This window comes from Gemmatimonadaceae bacterium (genome assembly GCA_019637355.1).
Classification (GTDB): Bacteria; Gemmatimonadota; Gemmatimonadetes; order Gemmatimonadales; family Gemmatimonadaceae; genus Pseudogemmatithrix.
In genome coordinates this window covers 2575335-2599498 of record JAHBVT010000001.1, presented here as the reverse complement: position 1 = coordinate 2599498, position 24164 = coordinate 2575335, and the positions used below count along the sequence as shown (strand labels likewise).

22 protein-coding genes are annotated in these 24164 nt (G+C 65.8%); 8 read left to right on the top strand and 14 right to left on the bottom strand.

The genetic code is table 11. The features are described 5' to 3' along the window. Positions 1 to 116 precede the first annotated feature (116 nt). Positions 117 to 545, bottom strand: coding sequence for a MerR family transcriptional regulator (locus tag KF689_11880; GenBank protein ID MBX3134069.1), 429 nt, complete (start codon positions 543 to 545; stop codon positions 117 to 119). Between the two features lie 208 nt (positions 546 to 753). Next, positions 754 to 2121 carry a serine hydrolase gene (locus KF689_11875; protein MBX3134068.1) on the bottom strand — a complete coding sequence of 456 codons (1368 nt, stop codon included), beginning with the start codon at positions 2119 to 2121 and terminating at the stop codon, positions 754 to 756. 264 nt (positions 2122 to 2385) lie between these two features. On the opposite strand from KF689_11875, the gene KF689_11870 reads away from it, so the two are divergent. The 7 genes from KF689_11870 (at position 2386) to KF689_11840 (ending at position 12447) form a co-directional block, all read left to right on the top strand. Beyond that, positions 2386 to 3423, top strand: a complete 1038-nt coding sequence (locus KF689_11870; protein ID MBX3134067.1) for an IS110 family transposase — start codon at positions 2386 to 2388, stop codon at positions 3421 to 3423. A gap of 1942 nt (positions 3424 to 5365) precedes the next feature. Next, positions 5366 to 6154 carry a hypothetical protein gene (locus KF689_11865; GenBank protein MBX3134066.1) on the top strand — a complete coding sequence of 263 codons (789 nt, stop codon included), beginning with the start codon at positions 5366 to 5368 and terminating at the stop codon, positions 6152 to 6154. Positions 6155 to 6277: 123 nt separating this feature from the next. Continuing rightward, positions 6278 to 6490, top strand: coding sequence for a hypothetical protein (locus KF689_11860; GenBank protein ID MBX3134065.1), 213 nt, complete (start codon positions 6278 to 6280; stop codon positions 6488 to 6490). 87 nt (positions 6491 to 6577) lie between these two features. Beyond that, on the top strand, positions 6578 to 7267 hold the full coding sequence (locus KF689_11855; GenBank protein MBX3134064.1) for a thioredoxin domain-containing protein: 690 nt from the start codon (positions 6578 to 6580) through the stop codon (positions 7265 to 7267). 3 nt (positions 7268 to 7270) lie between these two features. Continuing rightward, entirely contained in the window at positions 7271 to 8344 is a 1074-nt protein-coding gene (locus tag KF689_11850) for a hypothetical protein (GenBank protein ID MBX3134063.1), read from the top strand. Next, positions 8334 to 9743, top strand: coding sequence for a YkgJ family cysteine cluster protein (locus KF689_11845; GenBank protein MBX3134062.1), 1410 nt, complete (start codon positions 8334 to 8336; stop codon positions 9741 to 9743). The genes KF689_11850 and KF689_11845 overlap by 11 nt, the downstream gene beginning before the upstream one ends. A gap of 1615 nt (positions 9744 to 11358) precedes the next feature. Further along, on the top strand, positions 11359 to 12447 hold the full coding sequence (locus KF689_11840; GenBank protein MBX3134061.1) for an IS110 family transposase: 1089 nt from the start codon (positions 11359 to 11361) through the stop codon (positions 12445 to 12447). Between the two features lie 993 nt (positions 12448 to 13440). Here the strand turns inward: KF689_11840 and KF689_11835 are convergent. From KF689_11835 to KF689_11780, 12 genes are all read right to left on the bottom strand, one after another. Then, positions 13441 to 14142 (bottom strand): hypothetical protein, encoded by a 702-nt coding sequence (locus KF689_11835; protein MBX3134060.1) that lies wholly within the window; start codon positions 14140 to 14142, stop codon positions 13441 to 13443. Between the two features lie 469 nt (positions 14143 to 14611). Beyond that, complete coding sequence (locus KF689_11830) at positions 14612 to 16039, bottom strand: beta-lactamase family protein (protein MBX3134059.1); 1428 nt, start codon at positions 16037 to 16039, stop codon at positions 14612 to 14614. 265 nt (positions 16040 to 16304) lie between these two features. Beyond that, a complete protein-coding gene (locus KF689_11825) occupies positions 16305 to 17273 on the bottom strand; it encodes a hypothetical protein (GenBank protein ID MBX3134058.1) in 969 nt (322 codons plus the stop codon). Positions 17274 to 17421: 148 nt separating this feature from the next. Further along, a complete protein-coding gene (locus tag KF689_11820; protein ID MBX3134057.1) occupies positions 17422 to 17826 on the bottom strand; it encodes a hypothetical protein in 405 nt (134 codons plus the stop codon). A 468-nt stretch (positions 17827 to 18294) separates the two neighbouring features. Then, the gene (locus KF689_11815) at positions 18295 to 18594 is read right to left on the bottom strand and encodes a type II toxin-antitoxin system RelE/ParE family toxin (GenBank protein ID MBX3134056.1); all 300 of its coding nucleotides are present in this window, start codon (positions 18592 to 18594) and stop codon (positions 18295 to 18297) included. Continuing rightward, on the bottom strand, positions 18595 to 18813 hold the full coding sequence (locus KF689_11810) for an addiction module protein (protein MBX3134055.1): 219 nt from the start codon (positions 18811 to 18813) through the stop codon (positions 18595 to 18597). 160 nt (positions 18814 to 18973) lie between these two features. Then, a complete protein-coding gene (locus tag KF689_11805) occupies positions 18974 to 19390 on the bottom strand; it encodes a type II toxin-antitoxin system VapC family toxin (protein ID MBX3134054.1) in 417 nt (138 codons plus the stop codon). After that, a complete protein-coding gene (locus tag KF689_11800) occupies positions 19387 to 19599 on the bottom strand; it encodes a hypothetical protein (GenBank protein MBX3134053.1) in 213 nt (70 codons plus the stop codon). Before KF689_11800 ends, KF689_11805 begins: the two co-directional genes overlap by 4 nt. Positions 19600 to 19755: 156 nt before the next feature. After that, positions 19756 to 20055, bottom strand: coding sequence for a type II toxin-antitoxin system RelE/ParE family toxin (locus KF689_11795; GenBank protein ID MBX3134052.1), 300 nt, complete (start codon positions 20053 to 20055; stop codon positions 19756 to 19758). Then, positions 20056 to 20274 carry an addiction module protein gene (locus tag KF689_11790; GenBank protein ID MBX3134051.1) on the bottom strand — a complete coding sequence of 73 codons (219 nt, stop codon included), beginning with the start codon at positions 20272 to 20274 and terminating at the stop codon, positions 20056 to 20058. A gap of 198 nt (positions 20275 to 20472) precedes the next feature. Next, on the bottom strand, positions 20473 to 21057 hold the full coding sequence (locus KF689_11785; protein ID MBX3134050.1) for a hypothetical protein: 585 nt from the start codon (positions 21055 to 21057) through the stop codon (positions 20473 to 20475). Positions 21058 to 21514: 457 nt separating this feature from the next. Next, positions 21515 to 22585 (bottom strand): RelA/SpoT domain-containing protein, encoded by a 1071-nt coding sequence (locus KF689_11780; GenBank protein MBX3134049.1) that lies wholly within the window; start codon positions 22583 to 22585, stop codon positions 21515 to 21517. Positions 22586 to 22767: 182 nt separating this feature from the next. On the opposite strand from KF689_11780, the gene KF689_11775 reads away from it, so the two are divergent. Then, positions 22768 to 23805 carry an IS110 family transposase gene (locus tag KF689_11775; GenBank protein ID MBX3134048.1) on the top strand — a complete coding sequence of 346 codons (1038 nt, stop codon included), beginning with the start codon at positions 22768 to 22770 and terminating at the stop codon, positions 23803 to 23805. Positions 23806 to 24164 lie beyond the last annotated feature (359 nt).

Below are 24164 nucleotides of genomic sequence, written 5' to 3'. Positions count from 1 at the left end.
CGCCACCAGCCGCACCCAGAGGGGGAGTTGGTAGAATGCGACGCGTTGCACGATCAGGTCTCCAGCGGGATTGGGTGCGGCATCACCCAATCCTACCACCTGAAGTGTGGTTCAGGTCAAGCGTTGCCTGAACGACTTCCGCGTTTCGGGCGCGAGCGCCCCACACCCTGCAGGTCCGGACAGGTCGCCAGGTCCGAGCACCCGCAAGCCAAGGCGGTGCGGAGGAGGCGCTGTGCTCGCTGCAGGCGCTCAAGGTCCGTCGCATTGGTCCTGAGTTTCTGCCGGAAGACCGCCTCCCACTGAGTGTCCCCCGGCCCACCGCCGTCCGACATCCGCAGAATTCGAAGTTCCGCGAGCGTGAAGCCGGCCGTCTGCCCAAGGCGGATGAGCAACAACGATGTAATCGAGTCCGCCGTGTAGCGGCGCCGCCCGCTGACGCGGCCGGCGGGTGACAGGAGGCCGATCCGCTCATAGTACCGGATCGCCGACACTGTTACACCGCTCCTGTTCGACAACTCGCCGATAGACAACAGGATCGCGCTCATTTCCCGGGGGCCAAATGGTTCACCTTGCGCCGGAACCACGGATTGGTGGATGTCGGCCCACGGCCCCCTCCTAACTGACCGCGGCCTCTCCAACGAGCGGCGCCGATACGGCGTTGCGTCTGCAAGACGCGCCGAGTGTAACCTGCAACGCCGCAAGGCGTTGTCAGGTTCCCACCCTCGCCATGCCGCCGGCCATTGTGTTGGAGCCTCACTTGCGGCGATCCGGCAACGCCGCCAACACAGCTGCGACAAAGCTGTCGTGTTCCCAAGCCTCGGGATAGCGGGTCTTCCCCATGCGCACGATCACGACTTGTCGCGAGGGGACAATCGTGACGAACTGCGCCTCGTGACCAGCAGCGTGAAAGGCATCCGCCGGCAACTGTACGGCCCGCCCCCGGTACTCTGCCGGAGTCTTCACCCAGAAGTGGGCTCCATAGGCCTTGAGTGGATCGGCCGGCGCAGCCGTTCTTGTATACGCCACCCACTCCTCGGGCAGGATTCTTTGATCCTGCCAGATTCCGTCTTGTAGATACAGCTGGCCGATCCGTGCCCACTCTCTCGCAGTTGCGTACATATACGATGCACCCACAAACGTGCCGACAGCATCGGATTCCAGCACCGCGTTGGCAAGCTCAAGAGGCTCAAACAACGCGTGCTGCGGAAACGAGCGATAGACCTCCTCACCGAGCCTCTCCCGCAGCACCTGTGACAAGATGACGCTTGTCCCCGACGAATAATTCCAAGCCGTGCCCGGCTCGGCCGTGAGTTCCTTGCGCGATGCGAAGGCAGCCATGTCAAGCTCCCGGTACAACATCCGAAACACGTCGGATGACGGACTCGCTTGGTCCTCGCCGAACTCCAGCCCACTGCTCATACGAAGTAGGTCGCTTATCGTGATTCCAGCGCGCTCGTCACCGGGCTCGCTCCAACTCTGTAGTCTCGTTGGTCCGTTGAGTGTCAGCTTCCCCTGCTGGATTGCAGCCCCAATGAGCGCATTCATGACGCTCTTCGTCATCGACCATCCGAGAAGCGGTGTCTCCGGACCAATTCCCGAGGCATATCGCTCGGCAACGATCTCGCCTCGATGAACCACGACCACGGCCCGCGTGCGTTTCCGCAAGGCCCCATCTGCCTCCGCGAAAGCCTCGTCCAGAACCTGCTCCATCAAGACGTTCCTCTCAGGCTCAGTCGGCGGCAAGCCTCCGAGGGGCTTCGAGACTCTCGCGCTTGGACCCGCCGAAGCGAACCGATCAGCCCGTGATACCTCCAGCGACGGCCAGGGTGCAAGAGCACAACCGCGTCCCTCTGCAAATCGGGCGTGTCTCTTGGCCATCAACACACGCGATGTGACCGTCCGCTCAATGGAGTCGACGTCCGCACGAATCAACCGGAGTGGGGCGAGGTCGTCGATTGCGAGATCGGCGAACGCGTCGTCGTGGCTTCGGTTCGAGACGAACAACTCGGAGCAGAGTGTCTTCGCCTTGTACGCGAGCCCGATCGAAACTGCAGGTCCCCCGCGTACCGCCACACCCAAGACCATCCCCCCGACGAGAAGGGCGAGTCCAAGGAGAAGCACCCGGCGTTTCCCCAGCAAGCGCGTCGACGTCGGATCACTTGGGCGGGTCATGGCATCGCCCCTCGGCCACGGCTAAACGGTTCGCCTTCAATTGACAATTGCTCCGGCCGCATAACGTGAGCTTCTGCTGCAGCCATTGCCATAGTTGGTATGAAGCGGCGGCTGGACCTCCGCCCATCCACGGGTGCAAGGTTCTGCCCCATACCATCTACCGTGCTCGCCGTCTCGCGACGGGGCACACTGCGGAGGCCAGCCGCCATGGATATGATAGGCATCGATCTCCACAAGCGCGAGAGCCAGCTCTGCATCCTCGACGGGCAGGGCGGCGTCACCGAACGACGCATCGTCACGAGCCGCGACCGCTTCACCGCGGTGCTGGGCGCGCGTCCGCCCGCACGCATCCTCGTCGAGGCGTCGACCGAGAGCGAGTGGGTCGCGTGCCACCTGGAGGCGCTGGGCCACGAGGTGGTCGTCGCCGACCCGAACTTCGCGCCGATGTACGCCACGCGCAGCCGGCGGGTGAAGACGGACAAGCGCGATGCGCGGACCCTGGCTGACGCGCTCCGGCTCGGCGCCTATCGTCCGGCGCACCGCGTCTCGGCGGCGCGGCGGCATGTGCGCGCCGAGTTGGCGGTGCGCGAGGCCTTGGTCCGCACACGCACGCGATGCATCGCGCTCGCCAAGGCCCTCGTGCGCCGCGACGGCCTGCGCGTGCCGAACAGCACGGCCGCGTGGTTTGTCGAACGACTCACCGCGCTCCCGCTCTCGCCGGTGCTGGCGGCCGAGCTGGCGCCCTTGATCGCGGTGCTCGCCCCGCTGAACGTGCAGATCGCGGCCGCCGACGCGCGCATCGCGGCGCTCGGGCGGACGGACCCGATCGTCGCGCTGCTGCAGACGGCCCCCGCCGTCGGGCCGGTGACGTCCAGCGGCATCGTCGCGATCGCGGATGACATCGGCCGGTTCCCGTCGGCGCACCAGTTCGAGGCCTTCCTCGGGTTGGTGCCCGGGGAGCGGAGCTCGGGCGAGAAGCGGCGACTCGGCCACATCACGAAGGCGGGCAACCGGCGCGCGCGCTATCTCCTGGTCGAGGCGGCGTGGCGCATCCTCCGCTCCAAGTCAAGCGACACCGCGGTGTTGCGGGCGTGGGCGCAGCGCATCCTGCATCGCCGCGGCACGAAGATCGCGGCGGTCGCGCTGGCGCGGCGGCTCGCGGGCATCCTCTATGCGATGTGGCGGGACCAGCGGGCGTACGACGCGGGCCACCTGCGGACGCCGCAGCCCGTGCCGGCGTCCGCCGCATGATCGATGGGTAAGGGCAGGACCTGCGTGGGATCGAGATGACTGAATCGGGAGTGGTGAGCGCGACGCATTTTATGGCCGCAGGTGAGAGCCGCCCCATAGTTGGCGCCACCATTCCTTCGCAGACCCCAATGCGCCGAGGCCTCGGGCCTCACGAGCGAGCGCGAACAGAAGGATGAGCAGCACCTCGAGCAGCGCAGGCACAACGGAGAACTGCAACAGCGTCAACGCACCTGGGGCTTGACGCGGGCCGCCGCTTCACAGAAGAATGCGGTTGCGGGGCCACTGCAGTCCTTCCATAAAGTGGAGCAGTGGCCCCGCAGCCGCTACCGCATCTACGCTCGTCGGCAGCAAGCGTCGTTATGTGGCTCGCGAGTGTCGCGCTCTACTGGTATGCGGGATCAACAATGGCCTCGGCCTCGACCATGCCCGGAGCCGAGACGATTAGGCAAGACAGAATGCCGAGCTCAAGGAACCGACGCGTAAGAAAGTGCCAGGTTGCGAACTCCACTGGCTTCCCGTGCACGAAGACATAGGACGCGTTGAAGTACGCCCCAGTACGCAACGGCGTACGGGAGTCAAAAACGACGCCATTGTTGTGCCACGTGTTGCGAGTGTGACGGAGCAACTCTACGAGTGGCCACGCGTCCTTAGGGACTGTAGGAAGCGCCGTCTCGAGCTTGCTGAACACTCGATACGCCGGACCTTCGGCCAGCTGACGATCTGTAGGATACAGGTGCCGAAGTGCAATCCGGCACCCGTTCTCGAAAGTCGCGAAGAGGCTCGACAGGAACGCATTCCGTGTGAAAAGCTCTAGGCTTGTTAGGGCCTGCAACTGAGTACGCGGAGAGCCATCCGACAGCTCGCTCCACCACTGGGAACTTGCGACATGCGCACCCGCATGCGCGATAGCAAGCTGGGCACTCTGGGCTAGGCCTTCCATGCGCGCGACCATGACTACTCGCGCATCAGTGGGATGCTTCCAATGCTGCTGCGCAGCTTGGAGCGCGAGACGGCGCTGATGAAGCTCGCTGCGTGCATCTTCAAGGTCTGCAAAGATCTGCGCGAGCGATGGGTTGTGAAACGTGAGTGACACCGTATTCCTTCGGTCCACATAACGTCTGCTTCTGCTGTGGACGCTCCAATAGAAGGGTTGGGCGGGGCGGCCGCAAGCGATCCCGTCCTACAAGCGGCCGCCCCGCCCAACCCCATCCGCACCTGCGGCCATCAGCAGCAAGCGTCGTTAGCGCGCGAGGCGGCGGGTGTCGCGCCGCGTCGCCTGCACGAGCGCATCGAGTCCGCCGGGACGTAGTTGGCGAGCGGATTGCGTTTGGTGTGCCCCACACGAGTTCGACGGGATTGAGTTCGGGGGCATACGGCGGCAAGAGTTCGCTCCGCACCTGGGGGGGGGTGCGCCGCGAGCCATCGCTGGACGACCATACCGCTGTGCGTGTTGCTCCGATCCCAGATGCTCGTGACCGGCGTCCGGATCAGCCGCAGCAGACGCCCGAGAAAGGCGCGGACGCCGCGGGCATCGATGCTCGCGTCGAGCGCCAGCCGAAAGAGACACCGGACGCGATCCCGGCGGGGCGGAATCGCGAGCGCCGCGATCACGGACACCTTCTGGCGCGAGCGCCCCCGCTGATGCAGGACCGGCGTCTGAGGCCCCGCGGGGCCCACGTCCGGCGCACGAGCGGCGTGAGCAGCACCCCCGCTTCATCAATGAAGATCAGTGCGGCACCGTCAGCTTCAGCGGACGCCCCGGGGCGGGCTTCGCCCGCACGCCCGCTGCGCCGTCGGCGCGATGCGATCCGCAGTGTACCTAAGCCAACCCGACCTAGGCCGTGCAGTCTGCGGACAGCGTGCTGAAACACAACACTTGCATCATCGGAGACGGCATCGCACCGTGCGCGGGTCGACACACGTCTCTGCGCTCGGAGTCTTTGTGCATCGCATCCTCATATGGTTGGGCGACGGAGAGTTGGCGGTTCCGTGGGGTCCGTATCGCATCACGTGCTGCCGCAATGCGGTGGAGTTCTCTGCGGCCGTGGGCAGTGATGCGTGGGACTGCGTGGTTGTTGATGTGCGTCTTGCAGGCACGTGGCTGGGTTGTGATGGGATGCGCGTTTCGGTGCCTCACATCCCGCTCGTTCTTCGCACGTCGATCGTGCGGGCTCAAGTGACTACGTTGACGGTGCTCGCGCGCTACCTGACTAACGCGCGCCTGTCGCTCCGTGGGCACAGCGTGTTGCGGACAGACGTCGACGAGGTACTCGATGCTGGTGGGCGCGCCGGACCGGACATGCTACTGCTGCGTGAGCTCGGGGACACGCTGCACGGTCGCGTGCGTCCCATCGTTCCCGCGGTGCTCGCGCTGTCGCGGCGGCGCACAACGGTCCGTGAGCTGTCGCGTGCTTGTCACGTCCCCGTCCGCACGATGGAGTGGCTGTTGCGGCGGTCGGGCGGCTTCACGCCGAGGTGGCATCTGGGCTGGGGCGCCGCGTTGTACACGGTATGGCGTATGGAGGTCTTGGGCTGGTCGTTCAAGCGCGCTGCGGGGGCGGCGGGGGCGACTGACCCGGGCGTGCTTGCGCGCTACGTCGAGCGCTATACCGGCCAGCGACCGGGATACATCTTGCGCACGAGCGGGTTTCGCGGACTCGTCACGGCGTGGCGATCTCAACTGCTTGGCGGCGCCGAGGTTTCGGCCGCGGCCAGCGGGCCTAGGTCATGACTTGCGCACCACGCCCCTTTCTTGCGCGTTCTGTGCCTTGATGTGCGGTGACCGTTTACGACCTTCGAAGCACGACGGCAACGGGCCGTCGTGCTTCATCAACCTTCTTGCGAGGTGTCACCCATGAAGTGGAAGACATTCATTCCGACGAGTCTCGGGCTTGCGGTGCTGGCGATGGCCGGCATCACCGCGCTGTCGCCGAAGGCCAGCCAGGCCCAGGGCGGGGACTGTGGACCCTACAATGGGCAGATGTGCAACAAGGAGTGTCTCAAGGAGTGCGAGCAGAGCCCCAACTGCTGCAACGAGATCTACCGGTACTACAAGGCAGTGGAGTAAGCGTACGGGCGGGGCGAAGTCCGCGAGGGGCTTCGCCCCGTCACTTGCCGCTGATGCGGCGGGAAACTGAGAGGGAAGGAGCGTCGCATGGCACTCGCGGGGAGAGCGATTATGCGGATGGCGAGGGAATGGAGCGGCCAGGTGGCATGGGCCGCGTTTTTGCTCGTCGGGGTCGGGGCGTACGCATGGTGGCAGTGGCGTCCGGCGCCGCCGACCGTGATACGCGAACCGACCGTGACGCCCGTGCCGCCTGGCATGTTCGCCCGGTTGAACGGGCGTGGGCCTGCCGTGGGATTCGGTCCGGATACGGTCATCGTATTCTCCCATTATGCCTGCGTGTGGTGCGTACGGCTCTGGCGGACCGTTGACAGCCTCACGGCGACGGGCGTCGGCGCACCGGGCGAGACCCCCACCTTCCGCTTTCGTCACGTGTTTGACCCCGATCACGCGCCATCGATGCGGGCGGCCCAAGCAGCCGAGTGCGCCGCACGGCAGGGTCGGTTCCGGGAAATGAGCCGCGCCCTCTTCCTTCGATATGACTCGCTTGACCTAGTCACCTTTCCCGCTATTGCGGAGGAAGCGGGCGTTCCGGATATTGGCGCTTTCGGCGGTTGTATGACCTCTGAGGAAGTGCAGGCCAGCATCCGGCAAGATCTCGCAGCCGCTGCGGAGTTTCAGGTGACGGGGACCCCTACCTTGGTGACGCTCCGCGTCCGTATCGGCGGCACGCCCGGTCCTGCGCGCCTCTTGGCACTTACCACGGCATCAGGGACCTAGGTCATGCCTGCATTTCATGTACGGATTGGACTTGCCATCGCGAGCGTCGGCCTTCTTGCCTGCAATGGGGACGGGGCCGAACTCGCTCTGCAGGCGGACGTCGGACAGGTCGATACGCTTCGCACTTCGCTGATCGTGCGGCTCGGGGCGGGCGCGGGCGACGAGGGAATCCTGGCGCGCACCTATAGTGGCTTCCGGCGCGGTGACCACATCTATGTCGCCAATGGCGCGCCCGCCGAGGTGCGACAGTATGACACCGCGGGAAGGCTGGTGGCGCGTATCGGTCGGGCAGGGGCCGGGCCCGGTGAGTTTCGGCACCTCACTTGGGTGGCGGCGCTTCCCGGCGACTCGCTGATGGTATTGGACGCGCGGCTCTCGCGTGTCAGCATCTTCGGCCCGGCGGGCACCTATCTCGATGCCGTGACGCTCCCCACTACTGAGTATGGGGGGGCGCAATGGATCGGGACCTACCGCGGCCGGGTGGTGGTGGGGATGGGCGTGCGCGGCGATCCGCGCGCCATGGACATCGGCGGCATTGTCCGCGACTCGCTGCGCTTCGCGTTCTTCAGATTTGTCCGGAGCGGGGAGCAGGTGCCCGAGCGCACCTCGCCGTCCGTGGGCGGCATGTGGTGGCAGCGCCAGAACTCGCCAGGTGGCGTGCGGGTCCAGGCGCTGGAGTCCGGCCCTCGCGCGCTCATGGCGCTGTACGACAGTACGCTGCTGGCGCTTGCCAGCGATGAGGTCCACCTGCTGCGATGGAACGGTGGCGCATGGGACACCATCGCGATCCACGACCGGCGGACGATGCGTTCGGACAGCCTGCCCCCGGGCGTGCGGCCGGCGCGCTATGCGTTCATGGCGGCTGGTCGTGACGCGGTGTGGCTCGGCCTGTCCGATGTCGCCGTCGGCCGGCGCGCCTGGTCCATTCATGACTTCGATGGTCGAGTGCGCGCGGTGCTGACCCTGCCGGGTTCCTTCAATGTCTGGCAGGTCGGTGACGGATGGGTACTGGGCCGACGCACGGATGAATCCGGCACGGAGTTCGTTGAGCTCCTGCGAGTGGAAGGTGGACGCTAGACCGGCGATTGCGACGGGTACGATCAGGCTGCACGGACTCGCCTCCGCGCCCGAGATCTCGCGCGAGCAGGTTTACTTCGCCTTTGCGAGCGGTCGATTCGGGTACGACTGCCTAGCCTGCGGCGCGAAGTGCTGCCGCGGTTACGGCTATCGACTCGGATCGCCGGGGGCGACGGATGCGCAGTTGACGCTGCGTCCCGCAGTCCGCTTTTTCATGGAGCCTAGCGGACGGTCGGGGGGTGTCCAGCTCCAGACGAAGAATTGCCCGCCCGGGTGCTTCTTTCTCGATGCGGGAAATCTTTGCGGGATTCAGCGGAACTCCGGTTATGACGCCAAGCCGGAGACCTGTCGGCTCTTTCCCTTCAACAACATGAGTCTTGTCGGGGAGCACCTCGTGGTCGCTCCCCATCCGGGCCTCTGCCCGCTCGAGGTGCGGGAGGGCGGACGTACCAGCACCGATTCCGATCATGACGCACTGTTCGCCGCAATGCGGGCTCACGGTATCGAGGCGCCCGTGTCGACCGCAGTACCGTCGGGACTCGATGCGGCCACACTGGTGGAGCTGGAGCGGCATATCGTCCGCACGTCGGAGGCGTTTCTCGAAGCGACGGACTACCTCCCGTTCGTTGCAGCGCAATGCGCGGCCACGCGGGCGGCACTACAACGCCAAGCGTCGGTCTCCTCGAATGGCGCGACGCGTGACACGGTGCCCGACGAGGATCTCGCAGCCGTCCTGCAGTACCGCGCCCTCATGGCGCGCGTGCTCGGTGTCCCCGACCTCGGTGGCGCAGCGTCCGAGTCCGGCCAGGTCCGGACACTCGTCGCCGCAACGCCATACGTACGGTCGCAGCTTGTCTTTCGGGATCCCAAGGGCGAGGGACTCGCACGCGCGGTGTCCCTCGAGCGCGTACCCTGGATGCTGTTGGGGCTCCACGCGCTCTCCGTCCTCGCGAGGGAGGCGGGAATGGAGCAGGTGTCCTACCAAACCATCGTGCGCCTGCTAAGCGATCAGCGCCCGCTGCTCACGCTGCTTTCCCACCTGGACACGCCAGTGATCTGGCGCACCGGCCAGATGATTGACCTACAGTTTGAGGCCCCTAGGGACTGGCGCCTGCGCTACCTGCGGATTGCCCGGGAACTTGCGAGGTCGCCGCGGGCCGCCTCGGTTCCGCTCGGGACCCTGCTGCTCGATGTCCTGCCGACTGAAGACCTAGAGCGCGCGGTGTTTCTCAAGATGCTGGCCCAGCGCTTGGCTGGTGCCGCGGTTCCGGCTGCGGCCATCGGGGGGCAAGGGTCGTCATACCGCCTGCGGCCCGCGTTGCAGCGTTGGGCCATCCGGGCCGTTGACGCGGAAGCGCTGGCGACCTTTGCAGAGCGGCGCACCGGTGCTCTTCGATAGGCCGGCCAATAGCGACCATGCTGATGGTGCGGTAAACGCCGCGCGCCAGACTCGCCCAGCACATTCGGAGATCGGAGAAAAAGGCAGCCGCAAGGCCATGCCTCCTTAATGTCGAGTCCGATTCCATGCGCAAGAAGGTGCATCAGCACCTCTGCAACCTGCGCACGCGTCCAGTGAGCGACTGAGGGCCTCATTCTGTCGGCCTACTGATTGCCAGCTCTTCCGCACTTGCGCCCAACGATCGCCGGTGCCGTGCCCAGAGTTAGGCGCGCTGCAGCCAAGTGTCGCCACGGGGACTTGGGGTAAGCGCCGCAACGACGTCCGGAAACAGAACTGAGGAAGGTGTTGTATCGACCCTCTGAATCCAGTCGCGCTAACGTACGCTTCTGCTGCAGGTGCTCCAATAAACCGCGCGGGCGTAGCCCGCGCTACCAAGGGCACCTGTCGGCAGCAAGCCGCGTTATGCGGAGGTATTCGGCAGCACCGCGATTCGGCGCCCTGCGCTCCGCGTTGGGATCCGGTCGCCCACCCCGCGCACGAAACCTTCCGCACGAACCACCTAAAGTTTGTTGGGGGGCACGCACGGTGAGCCGGCGTTTCGTTGCGACGCCTCGGAAGCTTCGTGGACTCGGACCCTGCCGCATAACGTACGCTTCTGCTGCAGGTGCTCCAATAAAACGCGCGGGCGTAGCCCGCGCTACCAAGTGCACCTGTCGGCAGCAAGCCGCGTTATGCGGAGGTTTTCGGATGCACCGCGATTCGGCGCCCTGCGCTCCGCGTTGGGATCCGGTCGCCCCCGCCGCGCGCAGATCCTTCCGCGTGGATCACCTGAAGTGCCGTGGGGGCGCGCACGGCGAGCCGGCGTGTCGTTGCGACGCCTCGGAAGCTCCGTGGATTCGGCCCCTGCCGCATAACGTACGCTTCTGCTGCAGGTGCTCCAATAAAACGCGCGGGCGTAGCCCGCGCTACCAAGTGCACCTGTCGGCAGCAAGCCGCGTTATGCGGAGGTATGCGGCAGCGCCGCGAGTCGGCGCCCTGCGCTACGCGTTGGGGTCTGGTCGCCCACGCCGCGCGCGGAACCGTCCGCACGGACCACCTCAAGTGTGTTCGGGGGCGCGCACGGTGAGCCGGCGTTTCGTTGCGACGCCTCGGAAGCTTCGTGAACTCGGACCCTGCCGCATAACGTACGCTTCTGCTGCAGGTGCTCCAATAAAACGCGCGGGCGTAGCCCGCGCTACCAAAGGCACCTGTCGGCAGCAAGCCGCGTTATGCGGAGGCTTGGCGACGCGCGGGAAAATTGCGCCCAGCGCGACGTGAGGAGCGCCCCCCGCCGGCGCGCACGCGACTATCCGGTCGAACCCCCGAAAAGCCGTTCAGGACCTTGCCACGCAAGTCGGCGATCCGTCGCGACGCATCCGCAGCACCGTGGACTCGGACCCTGCCGCATAGAAGTTATGACTGGGCTGGCCCCCCGACCTCTCGTGGGTTAGCTCCCCGAGTGCGTCGGAGGTGCCAGAGCCACTGGCGACGGTGCGTCGCCCTTCCTGCAACGGAGGACCAGCCCATGTCATCGGTTCCTGCAGCAGCTGCCTCAACTATCTGGCTTGGCTGGGATGTGCACAAGGCCTCGGTCACGTCGGCGGTGCTGCGCGACGGCGCGGCCCAGGCCGAGTGCGTGGACCGGCTCCCGAATGCGCTGCCGAAGCTCGAACGCTATGTGCGGCGCTGGCAGCGCGAGGGGACGGTGCGCGTGGTCTACGAGGCGAGTAGCGCGGGCTTCGTGCTGCAGCGCGCGTGCGCGGCGTGGGGCGTGGCGTGCGACGTGATCGCGCCGTCGCTGATGCCGACGCGGCCCGGCGTGCAGCGCAAGCACGACCGCTATGATGCGGTGCAGCTCGCGCGGCTGCACCGCGCGGGGGAGCTCACGCCGGTGCGGGTGCCGGCGGCCGCCGAGGAGCGGGTGCGTGACCTCGTGCGGCTGCGGACGACGCTGCAGCGCGAGGTGATGCGCTCGCGGCACTACGTGCTGAAGTTCCTCACGCGGCGCGGCTGCGCGTACGGCGCGAAACCCTGGACGCCCGCGCACCACACGTGGCTGGCGACGCTGCTGCGGGCGCCCGCGTCGCCCTTGGAGGCGGAAGACCGCGAGATCCTGCAGGAGCACCTGGCGCTGCTGGCGTACAAGGAGGGGCGCCGCAGCGCACTCGACCAGCGCGTGGCGGCGCTGGCGGCGACGCCGGCCTATGCGCCGCTGGTCGGGCGCCTGGGCTGCTTCCGGGGGATCGACACCTTGGCGGCGATGGTGCTCGCCACGGAACTCGGCGACTGGCGGCGCTTCGCGTCGCCGCGCGCGCTGATGAGCTACGTGGGGCTCGTGCCGCGCGAGCACTCGAGCGGGGAGCGCGAGCGCCGCGGCGCGCTGACCAAGGCGGGGAACGCGCACGTGCGGCACGTGCTGGTGCAGGCGGCGTGGAGCTATCGGCACCTGCCGCGCGTGGGCAAGCGGCACCAGCAGCGGCAGGCGGGCCAGCCGGCGGCGGTGATCGCGCACGCGTGGAAGGCGCAGCATCGCCTGTACAAGCGCTACCACCGGTTGCAGGACGGCCACGCGCGCCAGGTCGCGGCGGTGGCGGTGGCGCGGGAGTTGATCGGGTTCCTGTGGGCGGTGATGCGCGAGGAGGCGCCGCCGCACGCACAGGCGTAGGAGACAGCTCGGCTCGGGTTCCAGCGGCACGATAGGGAGGACGCGCGGCACACGTTATCGGGTAGCGCTCGCGAGAGCGTGGATCCCCGCGCATAGAACGCGCCTGCTCCGGACGAATCCACTTCGTGCCGCTCCGGTCTCCTGGAGACTGACCGGCGTATAGCAGCAGGATTCATCGTCGAAGCCGCCGCTGGGATCCGAGCCCCTCGCTTCACCACCCTCGACGCGGGAGCGCCGATGTAGCTCGTGCCCTTGACGGATGCCCAGTCATAGCAACGTGTGCTTCTGCTGCAGGTGCTCCAATAAAACGCGCGGGCGTAGCCCGCGCTACCAAGGGCACCTGTCGGCAGCAAGCCGCGTTATGCGGAGGTCTTCGGCAGCGCCGCGATTCGGCGCCCTGCGCTCCGCATTGGGATCCGGTCGCCCCCGCCGCGCGTAGATCCTTCCGCACGGACCACCTAAGTGTGTTGGGGGGCGCGCACGGCGAGCCGGCGTTTCGCCGCGACGCCTCGGAAGCTTCGTGGACTCGGACCCTGCCGCATAACGTACGCTTCTGCTGCAGGTGCTCCAATAAAACGCGCGGGCGTAGCCCGCGCTACCAAGGGCACCTGTCGGCAGCAAGCCGCGTTATGCGGAGGTATTCGGTAGCGCCGCGATTCGGCGCCCTGCGCTCCGCGTTGGGATCCGGTCGCCCCCGCCGCGCGTAGATCCTTCCGCACGGACCACCTAAAGTGTGTTGGGGGGCGCGCACGGCGAGCCGGCGTTTCGCCGCGACGCCTCGGAAGCTTCGTGGACTCGGACCCTGCCGCATAACGTGTGCTTCTGCTGTGAACGCTCAATAAGAAGGGTTTGGCGGGGCGTCCGCAACCAAGCCTAGGCCGTCACGGACGCCCCGCCAAACCCACTCCGCACCCGCGTTCATCAGCAGCAAGCGTCGTTATGCCTCGCGCGTCGGACTCTGGCTGTCGCAGCGTGAAACGTGCTCGACTCGCGCTATGGCTTCGGGACAAACTGAGTCACGATTCGATTGCCTACTCCCGGCTTTGAGCCCACTCGAAAGTAGGCACTGTCCACTTGCTGGACCCCTACCAGCCACGACACCTCACGCTCGTACTCCCCCGTTTTGGGGGCGCCAGCTAGCGCTAGTGGTCCAAAGTAGCCCATTGCCTCATGGGCTTCCTTGTACCCTCCGCCTCCAAGCACTGCGTTCGCAAGGTCATTGAGCAGCGAGAGCTGGGACTGGGAAGCCGAGTACTGCTCCGACCAGCCGCGTTCCGAGATGCTGAGTACCTCCGGGGACAAAAAGCCCTTCGCATAGATGTACCTCTGGTCTACAAAAATGCGGTTGGCGATGCCATCCAGCGCGTAGACTTTGCTCTGGCGAAATATCGCGATGCCCATCTCGATGTCAGGAAAGACGACGCTCACTATGAGCCCGAAAGCTTGAGGCTGAACCTGCTCGATGCTCAGGCCGCTTCTGCGCGCGCGAGCGCGACGCGCAGACTCTGATTCGATCATCGCATCGACGCGCACCCACCGCCCAGCATCAATGCCGCTCTCGGGTTGGAAAATCTGAGGAGGGACGGCTGCCGGTGCCGGCTCTTCCTTGTGCTCGGGTACAGAACAGCCGTGGAGCACCAGGAGAGCACCGACTACGAGCGAGTTCGTAGTTGGCCGTGTCATCATCAGTCGCATAGCGTCCCTAATCTCATTCTCCAAAGCGAATGCAGCCAGTAGGCATAACGTACGCTTCTGCTGCAGGTGCTCCAATAAACCGCGCGGGCGTAGCCCGCGCTACCACGGGCACCTGTCGGCAGCAAGCCGCGTTATGCGGAGGCCTGGCGCCGCGCGGGAAACCTGCGCCCTGCGCGACGCGAGGAGCGCCCCCCGCCGACGCGCACGCGACCATCCGCTCGAACCCCCGAAAAGCCGTTCAGGACCTTGCCCCGCAAGTCGGCGATCCGTCGCGACGCATCCGTAGCACCGTGGACTCGGACCCTGCCGCATAACGTGAGCTTCTGCTGCGAGCGCTTCCATAAAACGCGGTTGTGGGGCCTCGCCAAACCTTACAGAAGATGAAGGCGAGGCCCCACAACCGCTACCGCACCCGCGCTCGTCGGCAGCAAGCGTCGTTATACGGCGCCCATCCGATCGGGCCTCAGCCTCAGTGCAGCCGCTGCCGGTCGAGACTATCAAGCATTCGCCGCGTGTCGGCCAGCATCTCGCCCGTGACGCCGCTCTGCACGATGTTCTGCAGGTACGCGCGCGCTTGCGCCGGATCGTGAGGCGCGGTCATCTGAGCCATAGCCATCCAGCTCCAGAATCTGAAGAGACGGCGAAGGAAGTCCGGTTCTTGATTCGGCAGGTCTAGAATGCGTTGAAAAGTGTCTGACGCTTCGGTGACACGTCCCTCTTGTTGAAGCAAGTAACCCTGCGCCAGCAACATCCAGCGATTCTCCGGATGCGCTCGAAGCAGGAGCGCGCCATCTAGCAGCGCGGACCTTCGGACGCTGGAGTCTTGGAGGCGCGCGCTAGCAAAGTGAAGAACCGGGTCAGGCTCGTTGCTGCGGTAGCGTTGCCGTACGATATCAAACTTTCGCTTCGCACCAGCATGATCGTCGGTCCAGAGGTCAACCAGTGCCCAGCCGATAAGCTCGTCACGGTACCGATAGTCCGAGCGTCGCTCGTGCCCGTCAAGCGCGGTGGCGAGTGCAGAGTCGGCTCGCGCCGGGCGACTCTGCGGCGCGCCTGCTGGCGAGAACGCGAACAGGCGTAGAAAACTCATCGCGAATGGCGACTTCGTCGCATCACCCATCAGGAGGCGAAAGGGGTCGCTGAGCACGTTGGAGTTGGCGAGCACGAACAGCGAGAGCTTCTGTTCGGGAAGGCGAATCAGCAGGGCACCAGAGTGCTCGGGATCATCCTGACCGAAACTCCACATCACAGGCCGCCCCTGCACGGTCTGAACAAACCAGCCCAGGCTCACTGGGAGTGGTGTGCCAGACGGCGTGCGTGAGGGCACCGCAAGTCGCTCTAGTGCTTGCGGCGGCAGCAGCACTCCGCGCTCCAGCGCCGTGAGGTATCTCCCCATGTCGTCGACAGTTGATACGAGGGCGGCATGCGCTCCCAAGTCGGGTGAAGGATACGGCCGCATCGCCGCGCGCTCGAGGACGCGAGCGTGCATCGCGACATCAAGACTCGTATCAGTTACGGCCTCGATCACGCGACCGAGCATGGCGTAGCGTGAACTGGAGTAGACATACTCGCTGCCAATGGTGCCCTCGGACGCGTGCGACAACAGGTGCCGCACCGACACATCGTCAGGAAGCGACAAGCCTTGCGCGTACTCGCGTACCGGTGCATCGAGGTCCAAGCGACCCTCATCGACGAGCTGCAGGGCGATAATCGCAGTGATAGACTTTGTAACTGACGCGATGCGCAGCGGCGTAGACGTCGCGAACGGGGCGCTGTCTGCCGCTTGTGCGACACCGAACGCTCCGGAAGCGATCGGACCGCTATCCGAAACGATGACATAGGCGATGCCGGGTACGGCGAGCGCAGTCTGCAGCTCCCGTAGCTCTGCTTCGAACATCCTGACGTTCGAAGTCCAGTCGCTTCGACCTGAGGTTCCGTGACTGGCACCGCACGCACTCAGCAGGGTGAGCGCAAGAATCGGGGCACAGCGATGGAGGAGGACGGCAGCGGTCACGGTGCGGGATTGAGGGTTCTTGGAAAATCTACGGAGCTGCGCGAGCGCGCCGCGTCCGTATAACGTTTGCTTCTGCTGCGGACACTCCAATAGAACGCGCGGGCGCAGCCCGCGCCATCCTCATCGTGGCCGTCAGCAGCAAGCGTCGTTAGCTGGCGGCGCGCCCTGTGCTGGCTTGTGCCAATGCTGCTCCAGCAGCGAGAACTAGCCGCGCGCGGTCCAGAAACTCGCGAGGAGTCAGGACTAGTAGATCGCCTACTGCCAGCTCCTGCCCTGTGTTGATGAGATACTGTTCGTCGATGAGCCCGCGACGATGAACGATCAGGTGTCGGTCCTGGCAAAGTCGCCAGAGTTCAGGTCGACCCAGTGCTTCGCGGAGCTCAGGGCGATCAGGAAATAGCGCATGGAGTGCCGCTTTCAGTCTTCGAAGGTCGCTGAAATCACGGCTTCCAAACAAGACATCTCCAACCTTTCCCGAGAAGTCAAACGATGACTTGGCAAGATCATCGTAAGACATTCGTGGAAACTCGAAGTGCTTACTCGCAACTGGGTCGTCGAGGACCGCTCTAGCAAGTGACGGCGACTCGTTGACCACGGAGCGCGCGACGTCTTTGGCAAGGCTTTCGAAACACCCCCAGAGACCGACAGCCCCTTGGGCGAGGAGCTCGCGCGCCAACTTTACCAGAGTCCCGGAGCGATGTCCGAAGATGAGGGGGCGCGCAGCCTCGCGAAATATCTCGTACCTGCCCTCGTCCGCACTGTACTTCTCGCGAAGTAGACTTCTAACTCGATCTAAACGAGCGGCGGCAGCCTTCTCGGCCTCGCCAGGCGTCAGGGGGGTGGCGCGCTCATCCTTGAGCGAATGTATCGCGTCCAAGAGAAGGTGGTGTTTCTCGGCCGCCCGCTGTGCGGCGTCAAATGAGATCGTAAAAGGCGTGCTAGTCGTCTCAACTACTGCCTCGACTGCGTCACGAAAGAAGGAGAAGTGGCGTGCGACGCTCTGGGGAACACCCCCGAGGGCCGCTTCAAAGGGACGATAGTCAGCCTCGGTTAGACCGAGAACAAAGTGGGACTCCACCTCATTCTTCGCCGCGAGGGTTTCCTCCTTTGCCTCCACTCGAACCCTCCGAAGTCCAGCTAACGTGTGCTTCTGCTGCAAGCGCTCCAACAAGATGCGGTTGTGGGGCCTCAGCAGACCGTAGTTCAAGATGAGGCTGAGGCCCCACAACCGCTACCTTCCCCGCGCTTGTCGGCAGCAAGCGGCGTTATGGCGTGGCGCGCTGGAGGGCGATGGGCGCGAGCGTGCGTTCGAAAATGGTATCGGCTGCCCAGCCGGTGTTCGGGTAGCTATGCACCACGCGGAGCAGCGTCCCGGCCGGTAGCGTGCCCGCGATCCGCAAGCGATACGCGCGCGTGTTGAGCACATCGGCACAACAGTTGGGGAGCGGAACGGCGCGCAAGACGACGGTCCACTCGCCGGGCCCCGTCTGGAGACGCGCACTGGCGCTGTACGGACTGCCTGGGAACAGGATATGCCCGACGATGACCGTGGAGTCGCTATCGTGCGACTCGAGCAGGGCCATCGCGTCGGCGTAGATGGACTGGGTGCCCATCTCCAGCCGCACACGCGATGCGTTCGGGTCGGTAGGCGCCTCGCAGCTCGCGAGCATAGCAGCGAGCGCGACAACCCGGTAGCTTCGTGGCCGCACGGCCGGTCTCGTCCAAGACATCATGCGCGTACTACCCACTGTGGGAATGCGCGTGTCACGGCTTCATCGCCATAACGTACGCTTCTGCTGCAGGTGCTCCAATAAACCGCGCGGGCGTAGCCCGCGCTACCAAGGGCACCTGTCGGCAGCAAGCCGCGTTATGCGGAGGTATTCGGTAGCGCCGCGATTCGGCGCCCTGCGCTCCGCGTTGGGATCCGGTCGCCCCCGCCGCGCGTAGATCCTTCCGCACGGACCACCTAAAGTGTGTTGGGGGGCGCGCACGGCGAGCCGGCGTTTCGCCGCGACGCCTCGGAAGCTTCGTGGACTCGGACCCTGCCGCATAACGTTTGCTTCTGCTGCGGACACTCCAATAGAACGCGCGGGCGCAGCCCGCGCCATCCATACCGTGGCCGTCAGCAGCAAGCGGCGTTATGGCGCCGCGCGCTCAAGCCACGTGTCGGGATGGCGATGACCGTGGATGACGCCGACCACACTGATCGAGCGCGGAAAGACCTTGTAGTAGACGGCGTACGGAAAGCCGACCAGCAACAATCGACGCAGGCGCCCCCGGACGACAGGGAAGCGCTCTGGCGCCTCGGCGATGTGCGTGAGTGCCTGATCAACGGCGTCGAGGAAGTCGGATGCCGCACCGGGTGACCGGGCGCGGTACCACTCGAACGCCTCATCGATCTCAGCCCGCGCGCGGACCCGGACGATGAGGGCCGGCACCTAGCGGAGCCGGGTGCGGAGCTCGTCGCGGAGCGCGGTCCAGGGGATGCCCGCATCCGGGTCCGCGTCGGCCTCCGCTTCGCGGCGATCGAGCTCGGCGGCGAGGGCGGGGGAAAGCGGAGCGGCGGCGGCCGGATCTAGGCTGTCCCAGAGACGGCCAATGAGCGCGATGCGCTCCTGGGCCGTCAGTGATTCGAGGGTTTGGGACCGGTCAACCATAGTCAAAGAATGGCGAAACTGCTCGAATGTTGCAACGCCGGCCCTGGTCGCCATAACGTTCGCTTCTGCTGCAGACACTCCATAAGATGCGCCCGCGCAGCGGGCGCCACCATAGCGTGGCTGACAGCAGCAAGCATCGTTATACAGCCGCGGCCCGGACCTACGGGCGGGCGGGGAACGGAGCGGCGACCTTGAGTCCGGTGACGCTGCGGCGGATCGCGGTGAAGTCTGCGTCCCGCGTGACGATGGTCCAGCCGAACTCGCGCGCCTGGAACGCGAGCAGGACGTCGCTGAGCCGATTGGCCGACGGCGCCGCGCCCACGACGGTCGCTGCGCGCCTCCACGCTGCTGCGCTCGGGGCGAGGATCCGCCCCCGTCGCTCAAAGGGCGCGAGGAACTGCTGCTCGAGCGCCTCCCGAGCCTTCGGGGTCCGCGCTCCCGCCGTCAGCTCGGCCACGACGACGCTGGAGAGGACCGTGGACGGCAAGGCCCAGCTCAGGAACGCCTTCAGCCGGTCGAGTTCCGCCGGCTGCCGGAGGGCGTCGACAAGGACGTTCGTGTCGAGCGTGTAGATCACCCGGCGCGGCGCGTCGGGGCGTCGAGCCCGCCGGCGGCGACGAGGGCATCCAAGCCGCGGAACACCTCGGCGCGGAAGACGACAAGGTCTAGGGCGGCGTCCACGGCGGCCGTTTCCGTCTCAGCGCCGAGTGCGGCCTTGGCGGCGTCCAGCTTCCGCTGGTCGATGAGCATGTTCTTGCGGCGAATCACGCGGCGTGTCTTGGCCATCGCTGCCTCCCGGAGGGTACACACGGAAGGTAAAGCCTGATACAGCTCGGAGCAAGCTTCGGTCTGTATAACGTTTGCTTCTGCTGCGGACACTCCAATAGAACGCGCGGGCGCAGCCCGCGCCATCCATACCGTGGCCGTCAGCAGCAAGCGGCGTTATGGCGCCGCGCGCTCAAGCCACGTGTCGGGATGGCGATGACCGTGGATGACGCCGACCACACTGATCGAGCGCGGAAAGACCTTGTAGTAGACGGCGTACGGAAAGCCGACCAGCAACAATCGACGCAGGCGCCCCCGGACGACAGGGAAGCGCTCTGGCGCCTCGGCGATGTGCGTGAGTGCCTGATCAACGGCGTCGAGGAAGTCGGATGCCGCACCGGGTGACCGGGCGCGGTACCACTCGAACGCCTCATCGATCTCAGCCCGCGCGCGGACCCGGACGATGAGGGCCGGCACCTAGCGGAGCCGGGTGCGGAGCTCGTCGCGGAGCGCGGTCCAGGGGATGCCCGCATCCGGGTCCGCGTCGGCCTCCGCTTCGCGGCGATCGAGCTCGGCGGCGAGGGCGGGGGAAAGCGGAGCGGCGGCGGCCGGATCTAGGCTGTCCCAGAGACGGCCAATGAGCGCGATGCGCTCCTGGGCCGTCAGTGATTCGAGGGTTTGGGACCGGTCAACCATAGTCAAAGAATGGCGAAACTGCTCGAATGTTGCAACGCCGGCCCTGGTCGCCATAACGTGTGCTTCTGCTGCGGCCGTTCCAATAAGATGCGGGTGGGCGGCCGCGCCCCACTGGCAGAAGATGAAGGCGTGGCCGCCCACCCGCTACCACACCCACGGCCGTCGGCAGCAAGCGTCGTTAGCCGGCCGCGCTCCAATCTAGACGATCGTCCTGAGGACTCTGCGGCGCGAGCTGCGGAACTCCACGCGATGGGTCTGTCTGACGCTGCCGTTGGGATGCGAGACCGTCAGTGCGACTTCAAGCCGCAGCACCTCACCGGCGGCGGTGGGTAAGGAGATGGTTGAGTCGAGGACGACCGACGCATAGGCCACTGTGGCGTCGGTCACACACGTGCCCTGGCTGCGCGCGTCCGGTACCGGGTTCGGACGCGTTGAGGCACGAAGTGGTGTGTCGAGGCGGAAGAGCACGCTGTCGCCCGACACCTGCGGGCGCGTGAGCACAGCGCGCTCAACATGAATCGTGCGCGGCGTTGAGTCGGGAGCGGCGAGTCCGATCACGAGTGAATAGTCGGCCGCATCGTCTGACTGCTCCAACCGTGTCGGTGAGATCGCGAGCCAGATGAACGCGTCGCCGGCGTACAGCGGCTGCGCCGCAGGATGGCACGGAAGCCCGCCTGCGATGAAACTGTCTGCGGTCGATGGCGTGCTGTAGATCGTGTACCGCTCATAGCAAGCCGCGAGCGCAACTGTCGAAGCGAGGAGTGCTGCCCAGCGACGATGCATCGAAGTCCGGCTAACGTATGCTTCTGCTGTGGACGCTCCAATAAGAGGCCTGGGCCCTGCGGCCGCTAGGCCGCTTCGGCCCAGGCCATCCGCACCGCGACCATCAGCAGCAAGCGTCGTTATCACGTCCGCCCCGGTGCGCCGGAAGACTGCGCTTGGCGCGCCGCACCCCGTCGCCGCCGCCGACACCAAAATCGCCGATCGCACGCGCGAAGCAACATCCTGGCATCGCGCGCAAGCGCCTCGCGCCGCAATTCTGTCGAAAACGATTCAATCAGAATGCTTTCGATGACGCGGAAATTTCTTAACCGTGATAACGTGTGCTTCTGCTGTGAACGCTCCAATAAGAAGGGTTTGGCGGGGCGTCCGCAACCAGTCCTAGGTCATCACGGACGCCCCGCCAAACCCACTCCGCACCGCGTTCATCGGCAGCAAGCGTCGTTAGCTTGCCGCGCGCCTACCTGACACGTGCTGACGAGCGACCCGGGCCGCTCAGTACGTCATCAAGTGCATCGAGAAACCGCGTGGTATCCAGAAAGAAGCTAGGGTAGGCTCGCCGCAGGGACTTTAGCGAGTCCGCCGCAACGAGGACCGCCTGCGCACCAGAACCTGGACGAAGACTACGCTCTAGCTCTGCATACTCCTCGCTGGCCTTTCGGAACTCGTCGCGATTGTACTGTCGAATCTCGAGGGAGTTAGGAGATCCGGCGGCGTCGGAGGGATTGAGAGACAGGAGGAAGTAGTGTGCAGACTTGCGCTCAGGATCTGCGGTGACGTTGAGCGCACCGCCGTACAGAGAAAGCATTCTCTTTACACTAAGGGCAGAGCTCAGCTCGGCGGTTGCCTTCTGAAGCGCGCGTGCACTGGTCGGAGTGCCCGGCACGAGCGGAGAGCGTTCCATAAATGCAAACGCAGAACTGACAAGAGAAAAGAATCGCAGCCAGGATTCTGCCCCTTCACTCGCTTTCAGGGACTGGGAAGTGAAAGTCCCCACGGTTTCAACGGCTGTCGCCCACGCGTGCTGGAGTCGCGAGCGTACTTGCAACTCGACGAGAAGCCCGTTGTGGCCTGGTGACTGGTCGCTAGTGTAGCGGTAGACAAGATGAACGCCGCGATAGCCGGACTCTTTGGGCTCTGAGATGTAGTCCTTGTGGCTCGCGATCACCTCTCCGTCGGCAAGATACCTCGCCTCAAGCCAACGGACCTGACGTACGGATGTCACTACGGCTCGACAGCCTCCGATATCCTGCATCCGAGACAGCTTCATTCCCGGAAAGCGTCGGAGTTTCTCGACGGTGGAGTAGACGCGCTTGAGCCGCTGCGCCAGCAGCGCGTGAGGATAAACCGCGCGAGCTCTTCGCCGCAGCGTCTTCTGAATGGAATGCAACGGAAGCGCGTGGGCGGAGCGCCAGTTGTCCAAAACCTCGTACGCATCGAGAAAGCGAGGGCTCTCAAAGTCGAACGTCGCAAGAAACGCCCCAGCGGCATCCACCTGCGAGCGCGAGTGCAGCGGCGTTACCCAGGCCATTCAATCTCGCTCAATGAGTGTTGGTCAAGCTAACGTTTGCTTCTGCTGCGAGGGCTCCCATAGTTGGTATGAAGCGGCGGCTGGACCTCCGCCCATCCACGGGTGCAAGGTTCTGCCCCATACCATCTACCGTGCTCACCGTCTCGCGACGGGGCACACTGCGGAGGCCAGCCGCCATGGATATGATAGGCATCGATCTCCACAAGCGCGAGAGCCAGCTCTGCATCCTCGACGGGCAGGGCGGCGTCACCGAACGACGCATCGTCACGAGCCGTGACCGCTTCACCGCGGTGCTGGGCGCGCGTCCGCCCGCGCGGATCCTCGTCGAGGCGTCGACCGAGAGCGAGTGGGTCGCGTGTCACCTGGAGGCGCTGGGCCACGAGGTGGTCGTCGCCGACCCGAACTTCGCGCCGATGTACGCCACGCGCAGCCGGCGGGTGAAGACGGACAAGCGCGATGCGCGGACCCTGGCTGACGCGCTCCGGCTCGGCGCCTATCGTCCGGCGCACCGCGTCTCGGCGGCGCGGCGGCATGTGCGCGCCGAGTTGGCGGTGCGCGAGGCCTTGGTCCGCACACGCACGCGATGCATCGCGCTCGCCAAGGCCCTCGTGCGCCGCGACGGCCTGCGCGTGCCGAACAGCACGGCCGCGTGGTTTGTCGAACGACTCACCGCGCTCCCGCTCTCGCCGGTGCTGGCGGCCGAGCTGGCGCCCTTGATCGCGGTGCTCGCCCCGCTGAACGTGCAGATCGCGGCCGCCGACGCGCGCATCGCGGCGCTCGGGCGGACGGACCCGATCGTCGCGCTGCTGCAGACGGCCCCCGCCGTCGGGCCGGTGACGTCCAGCGGCATCGTCGCGATCGCGGATGACATCGGCCGGTTCCCGTCGGCGCACCAGTTCGAGGCCTTCCTCGGGTTGGTGCCCGGGGAGCGGAGCTCGGGCGAGAAGCGGCGACTCGGCCACATCACGAAGGCGGGCAACCGGCGCGCGCGCTATCTCCTGGTCGAGGCGGCGTGGCGCATCCTCCGCTCCAAGTCAAGCGACACCGCGGTGTTGCGGGCGTGGGCGCAGCGCATCCTGCATCGCCGCGGCACGAAGATCGCGGCGGTCGCGCTGGCGCGGCGGCTCGCGGGCATCCTCTATGCGATGTGGCGGGACCAGCGGGCGTACGACGCGGGCCACCTGCGGACGCCGCAGCCCGTGCCGGCGTCCGCCGCATGATCGCTGGGTAAGGGCAGGACCTGCGTGGGATCGAGATGACTGAATCGGGAGTGGTGAGCGCGACGCATTTTATGGCCGCAGGTGAGAGCCGCCCCATAGTTGGCGCCACCATTCCTTCGCAGACCCCAATGCGCCGAGGCCTCGGGCCTCACGAGCGAGCGCGAACAGAAGGATGAGCAGCACCTCGAGCAGCGCAGGCACAACGGAGAACTGCAACAGCGTCAACGCACCTGGGGCTTGACGCGGGCCGCCGCTTCACAGAAAAATGCGGTTGTGGGGCCTCGGCAGACCGTAGTTCAAGATGAGGCCGAGGCCCCACAACCGCTACAGTAGCTGCCCTCGTCGGCAGCAAGCGTCGT